We start from the raw sequence: 13182 nt of genomic DNA, 5'->3' as shown, positions 1-13182 counted from the left end.
ACATACTCACACTTCCCCGCCCAGATAGGCGGCTTTGATACGTGGATCGGTCAAAAGCTCTTTGGAATTGCCGGAGATCACCACATTTCCTGTGGTTAGTGCATAGGCGCGGTGCGATATCGACAGCGCCATGCGCGAGTTCTGTTCCACCAGCAGTACAGACACACCTTCGTCCCGGTTGATAGCCACAATAGACCGCGCAATGTCCTGCACCAGTTTGGGCGCAATTCCCAACGACGGCTCATCCAGCAACAGCAGGCGTGGCTTAGCCATCAGAGCGCGCCCGATCACCATCATCTGCTGCTCGCCACCCGACAAGGTTCCTGCCGACTGGCTGTAGCGCTCTTTCAGACGCGGAAACCGTTCCAGAACCGAATCCAGAGTGCGTTGAACATCCGCTTTGTCTGAGCGGGTAAACGCCCCCATCAGAAGATTGTCTTTTACCGACATGTACGGGAAGACGCGCCGCCCTTCTGGAACCATTGCGATGCCTTTCGAGACAATCTCGGCCGGGTTGGTTCCGGCGATATCTTCACCTTCAAACGCCACCGATCCGGATTTGATTTTCGCCAGCCCGGTAATCGCCCGCAGGATCGAGCTTTTGCCTGCCCCATTGGCGCCGATCAGAGCAACTGTTTCGCCTTGCTCAAGATCAATTGATACCCCTTTAAGGGCATAGACGTGATCGTAGTAGAGCTCGACGTCCTTGAAATCTAACATCTTGGTCATGGCTCAGATCCCAATCTCGTCGTCGGCGCTGCCCAGATAGGCTTCGATAACTTTTTCGTTGTTCTGGATTTCTACCGGTGTGCCCTCGGCGATCATCTCACCGAAGTTCAGCACGACGATCCGGTCCGAGATATTCATCACCGCAGGCATGTCATGTTCTACCAGTAGAACGGTCACCCCCCGGTCATCCCGCACCTTGCGCACCAGATTGACCATTTTCATGGTCTCGTCATGGTTCATCCCGGCGAAGGGTTCATCCAGCAGCAACACCTTGGGATCTGTTGCCAGACCAATCGCGATCCCCAACGCCCGCAGGTTTCCCTGTGGCAGGTTTGAGGCCTGTTCGTTGGCGATCTCGGTCATTCCGAGGAAATCGATTAGATCGTCGGCATATTGCCCGAAACTGTCAACATCCTCATGCGCCGTTTTTGTGCCCCAGAAATACCCGGCCAGCGAGGCACGGGCCCGTAAGTGCTGCGCGACGATGATGCTTTCGCGCACTGTCATGGATTTGAAGATCGTCGTTTCCTGAAACGTACGGACAACGCCTTTACGCGCCACTGCGTGCGGTTTCAGGTTTGAAATCCTCTCACCCTTGAACAGCACCTCTCCGGTCGTGGTCGGCAGAAAGGACGAAATCATCTTGAACAGCGTGCTTTTACCCGCACCGTTCGGTCCGATCACCGACAGGATCTCGTTCTCATTGACGTTGAACGAGATGTTGCTGTTCGCGGTTAGGCCACCAAATTTCTTGGTGACGTGGCGGACTTCCAGAAGATGGCTCATTTGTCCTCTCCTTTCTTGCCGGGCAGACGCAGGCTAAGCAGCCCGTTGGGCAGGAACAGCATCAGGATGATCAGCAAGCTGGAATAGGCCAGCAGTTGGAAGCGACCCAATTCGAACAACAGGTCCCAGCCAAAATACAGAACCAGCGTGCCCAGCATCGGGCCAAACACATATCCCAGACCACCGAGGAAGCAGTTCAGCATGAAGTTCACACTGTCGGCGACCTGAAAGCTGGACGGATAAACCGATTGCGCAATCGATCCGAACATCGCGCCGCCAATGCCGCCCAGAAAGGACGAGATGGCAAAGACGATGACCCGGATATACGAGATGTTCACACCGATGGAGCTGGCCAGTTCCTCATTCTGCTGCATCGAGCGACAAAGATGGCCAAGGCGCGAATTCACCAGCCGGTACATGGCGGCAAAGGTCAGGACCATCAGAACGCAGGCCGTGTAGTAGAAGGCCAGCCTTGGGTTCTCCAGCGTTCCGAAATCGGGTATCAGAGGGATACCAAGGATCGACACCCCACCCGGAAGCGGGATCGAAGTGATGCCCTTGGCACCATTGGTGACGGGCAGGGCCAGCGCAGTCAAGGTGACGACCTGTGTCAGCACCAGTGAGATCATTGCAAAATACACACCCCGCAGCCGCAGGATCGGCAGGCCGATCAGAACCGCCACACCAGCTGCAAAGAGGCCCGCAAGCGGCAGGGACAGCCAGAACGAAATGCCAGCCTTGGTCACCAGAATGGCCGAGACATAAGCTCCGATCAGGGCAAAAGCGCCCTGCCCGATGTTAATGCGGCCGATATAGAAAGTAAGCCAGACACCGGCACTGGCGATCGACAGCAATGCCACCGATGTCAGCGTGTAGTACAGGTCAGACCGTCCGGACGCGGCGACAAAGCCGGGAACCGCGATGAAGATGGCCAGCAGGAAGACCGCCAAACCGGCCCATTGGATCATTGAAAGTTTTGGCACTGCGTTATCCCCACGGTTTGCCCATCAGGCCTTGCGGGCGGATGGCCAGGAAAATCATCAGTGAGACGAAGATCAGCAGGTAAGTGATGTCGCCATATTGAGACAGAACGGCCAGACCGATGGCTTCCATGAAACCAAGGATAATTCCGCCCGCAATTGCACCGGAAATCACGCCTGCACCGCCGATCATCACCATCATGAATGCTTTGATCGAGGTTGGCCCGCCCATGCCCAGATTGACGCCTGTGATGGTCACCAGCAATCCTCCGACCAATCCGGCCAGCATCGCGCCCAAGGCAAACCCAATCATGGAGTACCGAGCGACATTGACGCCCATCAGTTGGGCAGCGGTTCTGTCCTGCGCCAGCGCACGCAGGGCACGGCCAGTTTTGGAGTATTGCATAAACAGGATGAAAGTGGCGATCGACAGGATAGCCAGCACGCAGATCAAAATACGGTCATATGGCATGATCAACTTGAAATCCCAGTTGAAGACTCCGTTGACGATCTTGGGCACACCGCGCTGTTTTTCTCCAAAGACCAACAGAATGACCGCGTCAAACAGAAACGCCAGTCCCGCTGCCAACAGCATTGTGCTTTCTTCGCGCGACGATCGTCGTATGACTGGGGCGAACAGAAACCGTTCTATCAGCGCCCCAAGCACGGCCAGAGTGATACAGGACGCCAGCAGCGCAAGGATGAAAGGCCAGCCAAGTTGTCCGTAGAAGGTGTAGGTCACAAAGCCGCCGAGAACGTACATCTGTCCATGAGCAAAATTCAGTACGTTCATCAGGGCAAAGATCAGCGTCAAACCTAAGGCGATCATCGCATATTGCGCGCCCAGGTAGATGCCGTTTGCTAGTATCTGTTCCATGATAGTCCCGCGTTGGGTTCGGGTTTCCCGGGCCGATCATCAGCCCGGGAGTTTGAGTGGCTCGTTAGGCTTTCGCCTTGTCTTGGGGAGTTCCGGCTCAGTCGACTTCAGCGACAAAGAGTGTTTCAAACTCTCCGTCCTGGTAGACATTCACTACCAGCGGGACCGCAATCTGGCGCTTTTGTCCGAAGGAGGTTGTTCCGACATAGCGCATCACGGCGTCACCCTTCATGAAGGGGTTCGGTGCTTCGAACGTGTCCATCGTGGTCTGAAACGCCTTGACGTCGTCAATACCCGCCGGGTTGGCGTTCAAAGTCGCCAGAATATACTCCAGTGCATAGACCTTGGTATTCGATTCATCGTTATATTCGCCGAACATATCGGTGTAACGCTTGACGAATTCCTTCATGTCGTCCGATGCGATTTCAGGTGTAGATGCACCGCCGACCGAGATGAACCCGTTGGCCAGATCGCCCGCACCTTCGCGCAGAACCGTCGCATCCTGCGCAGTCTCGGTCGAGATGATGCCCTGATACCCCAGTTCGCGCGCAGACCGGATCAACTGAGGTGCATTGGCCGGGGAGACGCCGGACAGAACCAGAAGATCAGGCTGCGTGCGCATTACAGGCGTCAGAACCGGGGTAAAATCAGTCGTATCCACCTGATAGGTTACGTTGTCAGAAACAACTTCCAGACCCAGCGCATTTGCTGCCGCGATACCGCCGTCGCGCTGGCTTAGCGGGTCGGACTCGTTTGCCGCAACAAAGGCCACGGTCTTCACGCCTTTTTCGTCGCGCAGGTATTCGTAAATCGCCGGGCCGGACTGATAGTTCGCGACCATGCCCAGAACCGCGTTTGACGCGGGCGCTGTATAAAGCTCTTTCGGGAAGGCATATGGGAAATACATGATCCCTTGAGCCTCGGCCACAGGGCGCACGGCAGCAGCGCCGTCATCCACATTCGGACCAACCACATAGTGGATGCCTTCCTGTGCCATCTTCTCCATGCCCGCGATTGCGCGCTTGGGGTCTTTCTGGTCATCGAACGAGACGATTTCGATATCGTAAGTGGTATCACCGATCTTGTAGCCGCCGGATTCATTGATCCAGTCAGCGCGTGCTTCCATCGAGCGCTGGTTCGAGATGCCCCAGGCCGCTGCCGGACCTGAAGTCACACCAACAAAGCCAATCTTGAGAACCGGGTTTTCCGCCCAGGCGGTGGAGCCCAGAACGGATATGGCCAGCGCCAGGGCCGCCGATGATTTCATCAGATTTCTGCGTTTCATTTTTTCCTCCCTATTGAGGTTCGGGCGCCTCTTTCGGGCGCTTGCAAAGGTCATTGAGTCACAGGTCGAATCCCGGTGATGCTGCCAAACTCAACATTGTTAACAATCTATGTCAACATTTTTTAATGAATGGCAGTGTTGATATTGTGAACAAATACTCAATATATTGTCAGTCAGAAGCCGTGCGTCTAAGAAAAACGCACAAGAATTCCAGTCGAATTGAAACCAGATGACAGACGCACAACAAATACTCGACACCGTCCAATCTGATCCGGATGAGCAATTGATCGTTGATCGAATTTATTCCGCCGTAATGGAACAAAAGCTGGCTCCACGAACCAAATTGAGTGAACAAACCTTATGTGAGACCTTTGGCGTTGGTCGCATGCGCGTCCGCCGCGCATTGTTGTTGTTAAGTAGCCAAGGCATTGTTGAACTTCATTCCAACCGCGGTGCATTCATTGCTTGCCCAAGCCCCGAAGAAGCCCGAGACGTGTTTGAGGCCCGCTTGATGATCGAAACCGGTATCGTTCGGGATTTGACGCGAGAAATTAGCAACGCGGGGGTCAAAGCGTTGCGGCTTCATATCAAAAAAGAAGATGAGGCTAGGGCAAGGAACGACCAAACAGAAATTATCAGGCTCTCTGGTGAATTTCATGTCGAGTTAGCTAAATGCCACAACAACGCAGTTCTCACTCGCGTCGTCAGGGAACTGGTGACCCGGTCTTCTCTGATCGTGGCGCTGTTTGGAACCAACAAGGACTCATCTTGCCCCGATGATGAGCACGCGTCGATCATCAATGCGATCGCGAGTGGTGACCCGCAATCTGCGGTAGACAGCATCCAACACCACCTTCTTCACGTTAAAAACAGCCTGGATCTGGAAAAAACCCAAAAGGTTGAACCTGATCTGGCTAAGATACTCACCGGACGCATGTAATTGGTTCTGTCACAAACTCCGTCCGAACAGGATCGTTGAACTAAAAGGGCATTCTGGCCGGGCCTTTCTGAAAACGTGCCGCCGAAGGAATTCGAGCGATCCGTGCAACACGGTCGCTTCCCGTCACGCGACCAGCCCGTAACTAAGGACAATAACCTGTTCGTCGTGGCAGGGCACCGCCAACAATCTGGGGCTGCTGAAAACTCGGCAGCCCCATCGTTTCGGAACAAGTTGGAAACGGCGTTACTTCCCGCGATAAACCAGCCAGTCCGGCAGAATTGCGAGCGCGCGGATCACCCAGGAAAACGGCGCCGGGAAATCCGTGCGGAAACGGCGCCTTGTCATGGCCTTCAACACACGGGTCGCGGCATCTTCGGGCGTCATCAACATGGGCATACGGAATTTGTTTTTCAGGGTCAGGCGGGTCTTGATGAAACCGGGATTGATCAGACGCACAAATACTCCGCTGTCTCTAAGATCAAAACGCATGGTTTCGGCAAGGCTGATCAATGCAGCCTTGCTGGCGCCATACCCGATCGCGGCGGGAAGACCGCGATATCCCGCCAGTGATCCGATCAGGGTAATGTCGCCCCGATCCTGCGCAACCATCCTTGGCACCACTTCGCCCAAGACACGCATCGCCCCGGTGAAATTGACATCCACCATGGTCAACGCGGTTTCGCTGTCCCACTCTGTTGTGCCCATGGGCTCGTAGGCGCCGACATTATAAATCACACCGTCCACATCACCCACCGCCTGCGCCGCGCGACGCACGGAGTCGCCATCGGTCACGTCCAGCGCAAGCACGGTTGCACTGGTCAACTCGGCATTCAGGGCATTCAGTCGCTCGCGATTACGCGCCGACAAGATCAGGTGCGCACCTTCTGCGTCCAGTCGCTTCGCAAGGGCTCGCCCCAATCCTTCGCTAGCTCCGATGAGCCAATATGTCTTGTTTAGGAAATCGGTCATTTGCCGACGTCACCTAACGGCTGGCTTTCGCTTATAAGAGCCGCGGGCGCAGGGCGTTTCCGAAGAAACGGCGCGCGTTTCAGATACAGGATCGCCGCCTGCCAATGGATCAGCGCCAAAACCCGCACCGCACCCAAGGGTCGGCGGACGGCGGCCCAAAGGAGCGACCTGTTTGTTGCCGCACGCCGCTCTCCGGATAGCGTAGCCAGAACGCCCTGGTCTTCATTTTCAAAGGAAATGCGAATGTCGATCCGTGTGTCACTGAAGCCGAAATTGAACCGGTAGTGACCTGCAATTCTCTGAAACGGAGACACGTGCATGAGTTTCTCGGCAACCAGAGTGTCACTACGTGCGATCGGGCGAAATCCTTCGTGTGCGCAAAAATAGCAATGTCGCTGGCCGAAGGTGCTATTAACCTCGGCAACAAAGGCCCTCGGGGTGCCATCAACCAGCGCAATCCAAAAGCTGACCGGGTTGAAATGAAACCAAAGGAAGCTTGGCTGGGTCAGAAGCAAAAGTTGTGCGTCCTTGGTTCGTAACCCACTCTCTTGCAGAACCTGCTTGAACCACGCCAACCCGCGCCCGTCACCCCGTGTTCCGCCATGCTGACGATCCCACAGTGACCATAGATTGAACCGGTTTCGCGACAACAGCCAAGGCGCCTTAACACCAAGATCGGTCAACACAAAATCGACACCGTAGCTGAAGGTGTTCTTCAGCTTTCCGCGTCGGGCATGCAGGGTTTGGGCCTGAATATGTTCCAGCATCATGTGTCCTATACGCGGCTGCGCGGCTCATGGATCAGAACGCGTTGAAAACTATTCTCGTGCTTTTCTGATCCAATTTGACCGGCGCCGCGTAACAGCCTCATAACGTTGTAAAGATGAGGACGGCATGTTCGATCAGATTCACGGCCCAAGAAAGAAAATCGCAATTGTCGGCGGTGGTATATCGGGCCTCTCGTCCGCCTATTATCTGGCGCCCTACCATGACGTCACCCTGTTTGAAGCATCCCCGCGTCTAGGCGGGCATGCCCGAACCGTGATGGCGGGCAAGAACGGCGACCAACCGGTCGACACCGGTTTCATCGTGTTCAACTACGTAACCTATCCCTACCTGACGCGGCTGTTCCGTGATCTCGACGTTCCGGTGATCAAGAGCGTGATGAGTTTTGGCGCCAGCATCAATGATGGCTGGCTGGAATACGGTCTGAACAACGTGGGATCGATCACTGCGCAAAAACGTAACCTGCTGCGACCGCAGTTTTACAAGATGATTGCGGACATCATTCGCTTTGGAAAGCGTGCCGAGGCTGCCGCTACGGATGACAACAAGACCATTGGTGAACTGGTCGAGGAGCTGGGCCTCGGCGATTGGTTCCGCAACAACTACCTGATGCCGATGTGCGGAGCGATCTGGTCAACCCCGGTTGAAGATATAGACCAATTCCCGGCGAAATCGCTGGTACAATTCTTCCGCAACCACGCACTTTTAGCCGGATCTGGCGAACATCAGTGGTGGACGGTGAAAGGTGGCAGCATCGAATATGTCCGCCGGTTGGAATCCGCGCTTCTGGCTCGCGGCTGTGTCATTCGCACCGATGCACCGGTTCGGCATGTCCAGCGCGACACGCATGAAGTGCGCATCTTTGCTGACAAGGGCCTATCGGCTTCTTTTGACGAGATCATCATGGCTTGCCATTCGGACCAGGCCCTCCAGATCTTGGGGCAAGACGCGACACACGCCGAAGCAGCCGCTCTTGGTAACATCCGCTATCAACCCAATACGGCTGTTCTGCATTGTGATGAAAATCAGATGCCCCGGCGGCGCGCCTGCTGGTCGAGCTGGGCGTACCGGTCGCAGGATGGCGACATCGGCCTCACTTATTGGATGAACAGGCTGCAGAATATCCCTGAATCCGATCCCCTGTTCGTCACCCTGAACCCGTCGACCGAGATCCCTCAGGACAAAGTTTATGACGTAGCGAACTTCGCCCACCCGATGTTTGACAAGGCAGCGCTCAAGGCACAGCGCGACATTCGGGAAATGCAGGGACGCAACCGGACATGGTTTGCCGGAGCATGGAACCGGCACGGGTTTCACGAGGACGGTATCGCCAGTGCAATGCGCGTCGTGCGCGCCCTGAATGAACGTCACCTAATCACAGGAATGGAAAATGCGCTTGATCAACAAGGCTCTGAAATCGAATTTTCTATCGACCTGCGAGCGACTGCATGACGGGCAGCTGATCCTGCGCACCCCCGAGGGCGAGCGCTACTGGCCCAGCTACTTTGCAACGCTCAAGCGCAGCTTGGCCGAGGGTGGGCGCGTGTTGTTGCAAGCGATCACCGTCAAAGACAGCTTTTTTGACACATACAAGTCCTCGTCCGATTACATCCGCCAATACGTTTTCCCTGGCGGCATGCTGCTGTCGGACCGTGTTATCGAGGCCCAAGCCAGTAACGCTGGATTCACAGCTTGCGACAGCTTTGCTTTCGGGCAGGATTATGCCCGAACCTGTCGGAACTGGGCCAATAACCTTACCGCGCAAAAGCGTCGCGTTTCGGAACTGGGATATGGCGAGAGCTTCTTCCGCAACTGGCAGTACTATCTCGAGATCTGTGCCGCGTCCTTTGCCGTGGGGCATACCAATGTCGTTCAAGTGGAGATGGCCCATGCGTAGTTTTGTCTTTGCTTTTGCCTTGCTCGCGTCGCCCACGGGTACGCAGGCGTCCGCAATCAAATCTGTGCTGCCCGATGCCGAAACGCGCGGCACGGCAACTTTTCGTTATATAGGCCTCCCGCTCTACGAAGCTCAGCTCTTCACCAAGTCCGGAGCACCTCTGGACTGGAGCAAGGATTTCGGGCTCGAGCTGAAATACCTCCGCAACCTGACAGAACTTGATCTGGTCGAAGCCACCATGCGCGAACTGAGCCGTACCGGGGCCACCCTGCCGGCGCGCGGCCAGTTGGAAATGTGTTTCAACGATGTACGCAAGGGTGACCGCTATGTCGCCATCTCCAAGGGGCCAAACCAAATCGGGTTCTGGCACAATGGAAAACGGGTTTGCACGCTAAGCCATCCTAGGATCAAGAACAGGTTCATGTCGATCTTTCTTGGCGAAAACACACGTTCGGAATCCTTCACCCGGAAACTGAAGGGCGAGTGATGCTTTACCCGCGTGTCAGCCTCTATGCGCTGATGCTGGCCGCGGCTGGCATTCCGCTTTACATCCACTTGCCGCGGTTTGCTTCGGTCGAGCTTGGCATCGGGCTGGGGGCAATTGGCACGATCCTGTTGGTCATCCGGCTGGTCGATCTTGTTCAGGACCCACTGATTGGCTGGGCAATCGACCGCTGGCCACGGGCACAAATCCTGTTTGCCAGCGCCGCGGCGCTTGGGCTGGCGATCGGCTTTCCATTGCTATTCACCGCTCAACCGGGGCCAAACGCGATGCCACGTCTGGTGGCAATCCTTGTTCTGCTCTTCTCGGCCTACAGTCTTGGCATGATCCTGCTCTATGGACGCAGCGCCACTCTGGCAGCCACACCGACGCCACGCTCTCTGATGACGCTGGCGGCGTTTCGTGAGGGTGGCATGCTGGCTGGCGTGGTGATTGCCGCCATTGCACCGGCTTTCCTTGTCACCCTTGGGGCCACCGGTCAGGGATACGAAGCGTTTGGCCTGTTTCTTGGAGCGCTGGCCCTTGTCGTTGCCGTGATCACCCTGCCGATCTGGCGTCGCGAACCCATCGAAGGCGACCGTATGTCCCTTGGTGCGCTACGCCAAACTGGCGCTCTGAGACTTCTCGTGTTGGCACTGGTCAACAGCCTACCTGTTGCCATTACCTCGACATTGTTTCTTTTTTTCGTGGAAGACCGCTTACAACTGCCGGGCAAAGCCGGCCCCTTGTTGATCCTGTTCTTTCTCAGCGCAGGTTTCAGCGTGCCGCTATGGGCCCGTCTGAGCCAAAGAATGGGCTCGAAGGCCACGCTGTTGGTCGCCATGCCCTTGGCAATCCTCGGCTTTGTCGGGGCCGCGTTCCTAACACCCGGCAGTCAGGTTGGCTTTGCGGTGATCTGCCTGGCATCCGGCGCCGCCCTGGGGGCCGATATGGTTATCCTTCCGGCTATGTTTTCGGTGGCGCTGACCCGGGCGGGTCTAAAGGCATCGTTAGCTTTTGGCATCTGGTCCTTTGCGGGCAAACTTGGCCTTGCTGTGGCCGCTTTCGCTGTTCTGCCCGTGCTGGAAAGCAGTGGCTTTAGACCCGGCGCGACAAACAGCACTGAGGCCCTGAATACATTGAACATCTCTTATGCCGTCCTTCCCTGCATCCTGAAACTCGGCGCCTTGGCGCTTGTCCTGGCGCTTCCTACGGAGAACCCAACCCAATGAAACTCCTTACTGCCCTGCTCATTCTTGCCGCTCTGGTCATGGCGGCAAAGTCCATGTTTCTCAGTTTTCGCGCACAAACCTCGTCAGACTATGCCGATACAAGCCCTGCCTTTTCGCTCAAAACCCACCTGAGCGGTGAAATCCTCTCCGAAGGTCTGATTTATGGCCCAACCGGAAAGATGACGAACAGCTTCGTTGCCAGAATGGTCGGTGAATGGGACGGCGACACTGGTACGCTGAGCGAAGAGTTCACCTATTCAAACGGCAAAAAGCAAAGTCGCAAATGGTTCCTGAAGCTCAGCGACGGCAACACGTTCACCGCCACCGCCGACGACATTGTCGGCGAGGCACGAGGAGTCGTTTCTGGGTCAACAATCAAGATGGAGTACCAGATCATTCTGCCGGAAGACGCGGGCGGTCACACGCTGACAGCAACCGACTGGCTTTACCTAACTGAAAACGGAGTCATCATGAACAAGTCCGAGATGCGCAAATTCGGCATCAAGGTGGCCGAGTTGATCGCGACCATGCGCCCGGACCACGAAGCACGACGCTGAACCGGGATGGGACCCGAACAGAAGGACCTGTCCTGATGAACAAAATCTACCCATTCTTGCGATGACAGTTGCACTGGCGTCTGTTGTGTTTGAGCCGTCGCCATTGATGACAAATGAATTCGCAGGCTACCGGCCCGAACAGTTTCCTGTCACCATGGACTTCTGGCCGGATCAACCCTCGGGGTGGGGCTTTGGCATCTGGGGTGTGATCTATATTGTCTGACGTCAGCGCGAATGGGACAGTTTAGGTTGATTTGATAAGAGAGGGTTTCTGGCACATCGTAACCACCAAGGAGTGGAGATGAGACAGACACCCGGAATCAAGCAGAGCCATGGCGAGATGGTCGTCAAGTCGTCGCCTATGCGCCAACAGGACAGCTTTGCGCTCAGGGACCTTGCCGTCGCCAGATGCGTAGAGCTCTGCAAAAGATCGCATTTCCGTCAAAGGCACTCCTGTCGAGCGAAGTGACGCCAATAACTCCAACCAATCGACATCTGTCTTCTTGAACCTGCGTTTGCCATCCGAGCCGCGTTGGATGAAGGGCATAGCCCCGATTTCTCATGGAAGCGAATTGTCGAGATGCTGAGCCCGGTGAGTCCGGCAACTTCTGAAATCATCATACTATCAGACCCTTTCGCCCAGGCTCCTACAGTCCTGAAGCTACTTCAGGTCAAGCGTCTTTTATAGAGCTTCTCAGCAATCGGCTTTCGACGACAGTGCAGCATAGGATAAATAGGACTCTCAACTTCCATTAGATTGGTCGCCGCATGCCCTACTGCCAGATGGTAGCGCTCAGGCAAAAAGGCCAGTTGCAAACAAATCAGGCGTTCGCCCACTGCCCGCAATGGGTTTCTTTCAACGTGCCCTGTCCGGCGTGTCTTCCGGTTCACGTGCAATCAGGGCTTCGATCTGCTGCGTGACAGGTTCCGGCAACGCACCGTGCGAGAGAGCTTCCACAAGTCCTTCGATCTGTTCGACGGTGCGAGCGCCTGGAAGCCAGATCGTTTTCATCGGCACGAAGGGCGAATTGGACGGCGAATGGCTGTCCATCACGGCAGTTGGAGCATCATGGCTACCCTTGCCGCGTTTGGTGTGGCGCTGTTCAGCGCGCGCGATTTGCTGGCGGCCGCACGCAGCACGCGGTTGAATGCCGTCAACGCGGCCTCTCTGGTCACGCAACTCGCGCCCCGACAACATCTGCTGATCACGGGTGGCACCGGTTTCATCAGGCAACGTCTGGTCGAGGCCCTGGTTGCTGGTGGCCACCACGTCACCGTCCTGACCCGCAACCTGCAAAAGGCCGACGCATTGCCCCATCCGGTACGCCTGATCACCTCACTCGAGCAAATTGACAACACAGAGCGCTTTGACGCCATCGTCAATCTGGCAGGTGAGCTGGTGGCAAACGCGCATTGGACGCGTCGGAAACGCGCGCATCCTGCAGTCTCGGGTCGTGATGACGAAAGATTTCGTCGCACTGATCCGCAGGCTGGATCAAAAACCATCTTGCCTAATCACCGGTTCCGCCGTGGGCTGGTATGGGCCGCGGCAAGACGAGATCCTCACCGAAGACGACACCTACCACCCCGTCTTCATCCATGAGGTGTGCGACACATGGGAGCGCGCCGCTGCGCCAATCGTGGGTATGGGCATCCGGGTTGT

The 13182-nt window shown here is 56.0% G+C and carries 17 protein-coding genes and 1 pseudogene; 8 read left to right on the top strand and 10 right to left on the bottom strand.

The window, feature by feature from the left end:
- Positions 1 to 6 precede the first annotated feature (6 nt).
- The 5 genes from AC2FLZ_RS03875 to AC2FLZ_RS03855 form a co-directional block, all read right to left on the bottom strand.
- A complete protein-coding gene (locus AC2FLZ_RS03875) occupies positions 7 to 729 on the bottom strand; it encodes an ABC transporter ATP-binding protein (protein WP_480477882.1) in 723 nt (240 codons plus the stop codon).
- 3 nt (positions 730 to 732) lie between these two features.
- Positions 733 to 1515 (bottom strand): ABC transporter ATP-binding protein, encoded by a 783-nt coding sequence (locus tag AC2FLZ_RS03870; protein ID WP_496881824.1) that lies wholly within the window; start codon positions 1513 to 1515, stop codon positions 733 to 735.
- Entirely contained in the window at positions 1512 to 2483 is a 972-nt protein-coding gene (locus AC2FLZ_RS03865; protein WP_496881864.1) for a branched-chain amino acid ABC transporter permease, read from the bottom strand. The genes AC2FLZ_RS03870 and AC2FLZ_RS03865 overlap by 4 nt, the downstream gene beginning before the upstream one ends.
- Before the next feature lie 19 nt (positions 2484 to 2502).
- A complete protein-coding gene (locus AC2FLZ_RS03860) occupies positions 2503 to 3372 on the bottom strand; it encodes a branched-chain amino acid ABC transporter permease (protein ID WP_496881823.1) in 870 nt (289 codons plus the stop codon).
- A gap of 97 nt (positions 3373 to 3469) precedes the next feature.
- Positions 3470 to 4657 (bottom strand): ABC transporter substrate-binding protein, encoded by a 1188-nt coding sequence (locus tag AC2FLZ_RS03855; protein ID WP_480495255.1) that lies wholly within the window; start codon positions 4655 to 4657, stop codon positions 3470 to 3472.
- A 229-nt stretch (positions 4658 to 4886) separates the two neighbouring features.
- Here AC2FLZ_RS03855 and AC2FLZ_RS03850 point away from each other — a divergent pair, with 229 nt between their 5' ends.
- Positions 4887 to 5597: a GntR family transcriptional regulator gene (locus AC2FLZ_RS03850; protein WP_480477890.1), complete on the top strand. Its 711-nt coding sequence runs from the start codon at positions 4887 to 4889 to the stop codon at positions 5595 to 5597.
- A gap of 243 nt (positions 5598 to 5840) precedes the next feature.
- Here the strand turns inward: AC2FLZ_RS03850 and AC2FLZ_RS03845 are convergent, their stop codons facing one another.
- A complete protein-coding gene (locus tag AC2FLZ_RS03845; protein ID WP_480477892.1) occupies positions 5841 to 6566 on the bottom strand; it encodes an SDR family NAD(P)-dependent oxidoreductase in 726 nt (241 codons plus the stop codon).
- Positions 6563 to 7333, bottom strand: a complete 771-nt coding sequence (locus AC2FLZ_RS03840) for a DUF1365 domain-containing protein (RefSeq protein ID WP_496881822.1) — start codon at positions 7331 to 7333, stop codon at positions 6563 to 6565. Before AC2FLZ_RS03840 ends, AC2FLZ_RS03845 begins: the two co-directional genes overlap by 4 nt.
- 127 nt (positions 7334 to 7460) lie before the next feature.
- Between AC2FLZ_RS03840 and AC2FLZ_RS03835 the strand changes: the two genes are divergently transcribed.
- The 6 genes and pseudogenes from AC2FLZ_RS03835 to AC2FLZ_RS03810 all read left to right on the top strand — a co-directional run bounded on the left by AC2FLZ_RS03835 (position 7461) and on the right by AC2FLZ_RS03810 (position 11742).
- A complete protein-coding gene (locus AC2FLZ_RS03835; RefSeq protein WP_496881821.1) occupies positions 7461 to 8804 on the top strand; it encodes an NAD(P)/FAD-dependent oxidoreductase in 1344 nt (447 codons plus the stop codon).
- A 28-nt stretch (positions 8805 to 8832) separates the two neighbouring features.
- Positions 8833 to 9249, top strand: a pseudogene (locus tag AC2FLZ_RS03830) (class I SAM-dependent methyltransferase); the annotation flags it as partial.
- Positions 9242 to 9736, top strand: a complete 495-nt coding sequence (locus AC2FLZ_RS03825) for a hypothetical protein (protein ID WP_480520759.1) — start codon at positions 9242 to 9244, stop codon at positions 9734 to 9736. The pseudogene AC2FLZ_RS03830 and the gene AC2FLZ_RS03825, both read left to right, overlap by 8 nt.
- A complete protein-coding gene (locus AC2FLZ_RS03820; RefSeq protein WP_480520761.1) occupies positions 9736 to 10962 on the top strand; it encodes an MFS transporter in 1227 nt (408 codons plus the stop codon). The genes AC2FLZ_RS03825 and AC2FLZ_RS03820 overlap by 1 nt, the downstream gene beginning before the upstream one ends.
- Positions 10959 to 11519: a DUF3833 domain-containing protein gene (locus AC2FLZ_RS03815; RefSeq protein WP_480520763.1), complete on the top strand. Its 561-nt coding sequence runs from the start codon at positions 10959 to 10961 to the stop codon at positions 11517 to 11519. Before AC2FLZ_RS03820 ends, AC2FLZ_RS03815 begins: the two co-directional genes overlap by 4 nt.
- A gap of 61 nt (positions 11520 to 11580) precedes the next feature.
- The gene (locus tag AC2FLZ_RS03810; protein ID WP_480555755.1) at positions 11581 to 11742 is read left to right on the top strand and encodes a hypothetical protein; all 162 of its coding nucleotides are present in this window, start codon (positions 11581 to 11583) and stop codon (positions 11740 to 11742) included.
- Between the two features lie 218 nt (positions 11743 to 11960).
- On the opposite strand, the gene AC2FLZ_RS03805 is transcribed toward AC2FLZ_RS03810, so the two are convergent.
- Genes AC2FLZ_RS03805 through AC2FLZ_RS03795 form a run of 3 tightly spaced genes read right to left on the bottom strand, consistent with a single transcriptional unit; the run spans position 11961 to position 12570 of the window.
- Positions 11961 to 12137 (bottom strand): MerR family transcriptional regulator, encoded by a 177-nt coding sequence (locus tag AC2FLZ_RS03805; RefSeq protein ID WP_480555809.1) that lies wholly within the window; start codon positions 12135 to 12137, stop codon positions 11961 to 11963.
- Positions 12138 to 12185: 48 nt separating this feature from the next.
- Positions 12186 to 12356, bottom strand: coding sequence for a hypothetical protein (locus AC2FLZ_RS03800; protein WP_480555753.1), 171 nt, complete (start codon positions 12354 to 12356; stop codon positions 12186 to 12188).
- A 19-nt stretch (positions 12357 to 12375) separates the two neighbouring features.
- Entirely contained in the window at positions 12376 to 12570 is a 195-nt protein-coding gene (locus AC2FLZ_RS03795) for a hypothetical protein (protein ID WP_480477910.1), read from the bottom strand.
- Between the two features lie 18 nt (positions 12571 to 12588).
- Here AC2FLZ_RS03795 and AC2FLZ_RS03790 point away from each other — a divergent pair, with 18 nt between their 5' ends.
- A complete protein-coding gene (locus AC2FLZ_RS03790) occupies positions 12589 to 13122 on the top strand; it encodes an NAD-dependent epimerase/dehydratase family protein (protein ID WP_480477912.1) in 534 nt (177 codons plus the stop codon).
- The last annotated feature ends 60 nt before the right edge of the window (positions 13123 to 13182 follow it).

Source organism: Ruegeria sp. YKSF131 (assembly GCF_059612645.1).
This window is presented reverse-complemented; position numbering and strand designations above follow the sequence as displayed.

Excerpts from the sequence above, each read along its gene's own strand:
- AC2FLZ_RS03810 (WP_480555755.1), top strand. The coding sequence starts at position 11,581 with ATGACAGTTGCACTGGCGTCTGTTGTGTTTGAGCCGTCGCCATTGATG.
- AC2FLZ_RS03875 (WP_480477882.1), bottom strand. The coding sequence starts at position 729 with ATGACCAAGATGTTAGATTTCAAGGACGTCGAGCTCTACTACGATCAC.
- AC2FLZ_RS03835 (WP_496881821.1), top strand. The coding sequence starts at position 7,461 with ATGTTCGATCAGATTCACGGCCCAAGAAAGAAAATCGCAATTGTCGGC.
- AC2FLZ_RS03855 (WP_480495255.1), bottom strand. The coding sequence starts at position 4,657 with ATGAAACGCAGAAATCTGATGAAATCATCGGCGGCCCTGGCGCTGGCC.
- AC2FLZ_RS03850 (WP_480477890.1), top strand. The coding sequence starts at position 4,887 with ATGACAGACGCACAACAAATACTCGACACCGTCCAATCTGATCCGGAT.
- AC2FLZ_RS03860 (WP_496881823.1), bottom strand. The coding sequence starts at position 3,372 with ATGGAACAGATACTAGCAAACGGCATCTACCTGGGCGCGCAATATGCG.
- AC2FLZ_RS03795 (WP_480477910.1), bottom strand. The coding sequence starts at position 12,570 with ATGGACAGCCATTCGCCGTCCAATTCGCCCTTCGTGCCGATGAAAACG.
- AC2FLZ_RS03815 (WP_480520763.1), top strand. The coding sequence starts at position 10,959 with ATGAAACTCCTTACTGCCCTGCTCATTCTTGCCGCTCTGGTCATGGCG.
- AC2FLZ_RS03845 (WP_480477892.1), bottom strand. The coding sequence starts at position 6,566 with ATGACCGATTTCCTAAACAAGACATATTGGCTCATCGGAGCTAGCGAA.
- AC2FLZ_RS03840 (WP_496881822.1), bottom strand. The coding sequence starts at position 7,333 with ATGCTGGAACATATTCAGGCCCAAACCCTGCATGCCCGACGCGGAAAG.
- AC2FLZ_RS03825 (WP_480520759.1), top strand. The coding sequence starts at position 9,242 with ATGCGTAGTTTTGTCTTTGCTTTTGCCTTGCTCGCGTCGCCCACGGGT.
- AC2FLZ_RS03805 (WP_480555809.1), bottom strand. The coding sequence starts at position 12,137 with ATGATTTCAGAAGTTGCCGGACTCACCGGGCTCAGCATCTCGACAATT.
- AC2FLZ_RS03820 (WP_480520761.1), top strand. The coding sequence starts at position 9,736 with ATGCTTTACCCGCGTGTCAGCCTCTATGCGCTGATGCTGGCCGCGGCT.
- AC2FLZ_RS03870 (WP_496881824.1), bottom strand. The coding sequence starts at position 1,515 with ATGAGCCATCTTCTGGAAGTCCGCCACGTCACCAAGAAATTTGGTGGC.
- AC2FLZ_RS03790 (WP_480477912.1), top strand. The coding sequence starts at position 12,589 with ATGGCTACCCTTGCCGCGTTTGGTGTGGCGCTGTTCAGCGCGCGCGAT.
- AC2FLZ_RS03865 (WP_496881864.1), bottom strand. The coding sequence starts at position 2,483 with ATGATCCAATGGGCCGGTTTGGCGGTCTTCCTGCTGGCCATCTTCATC.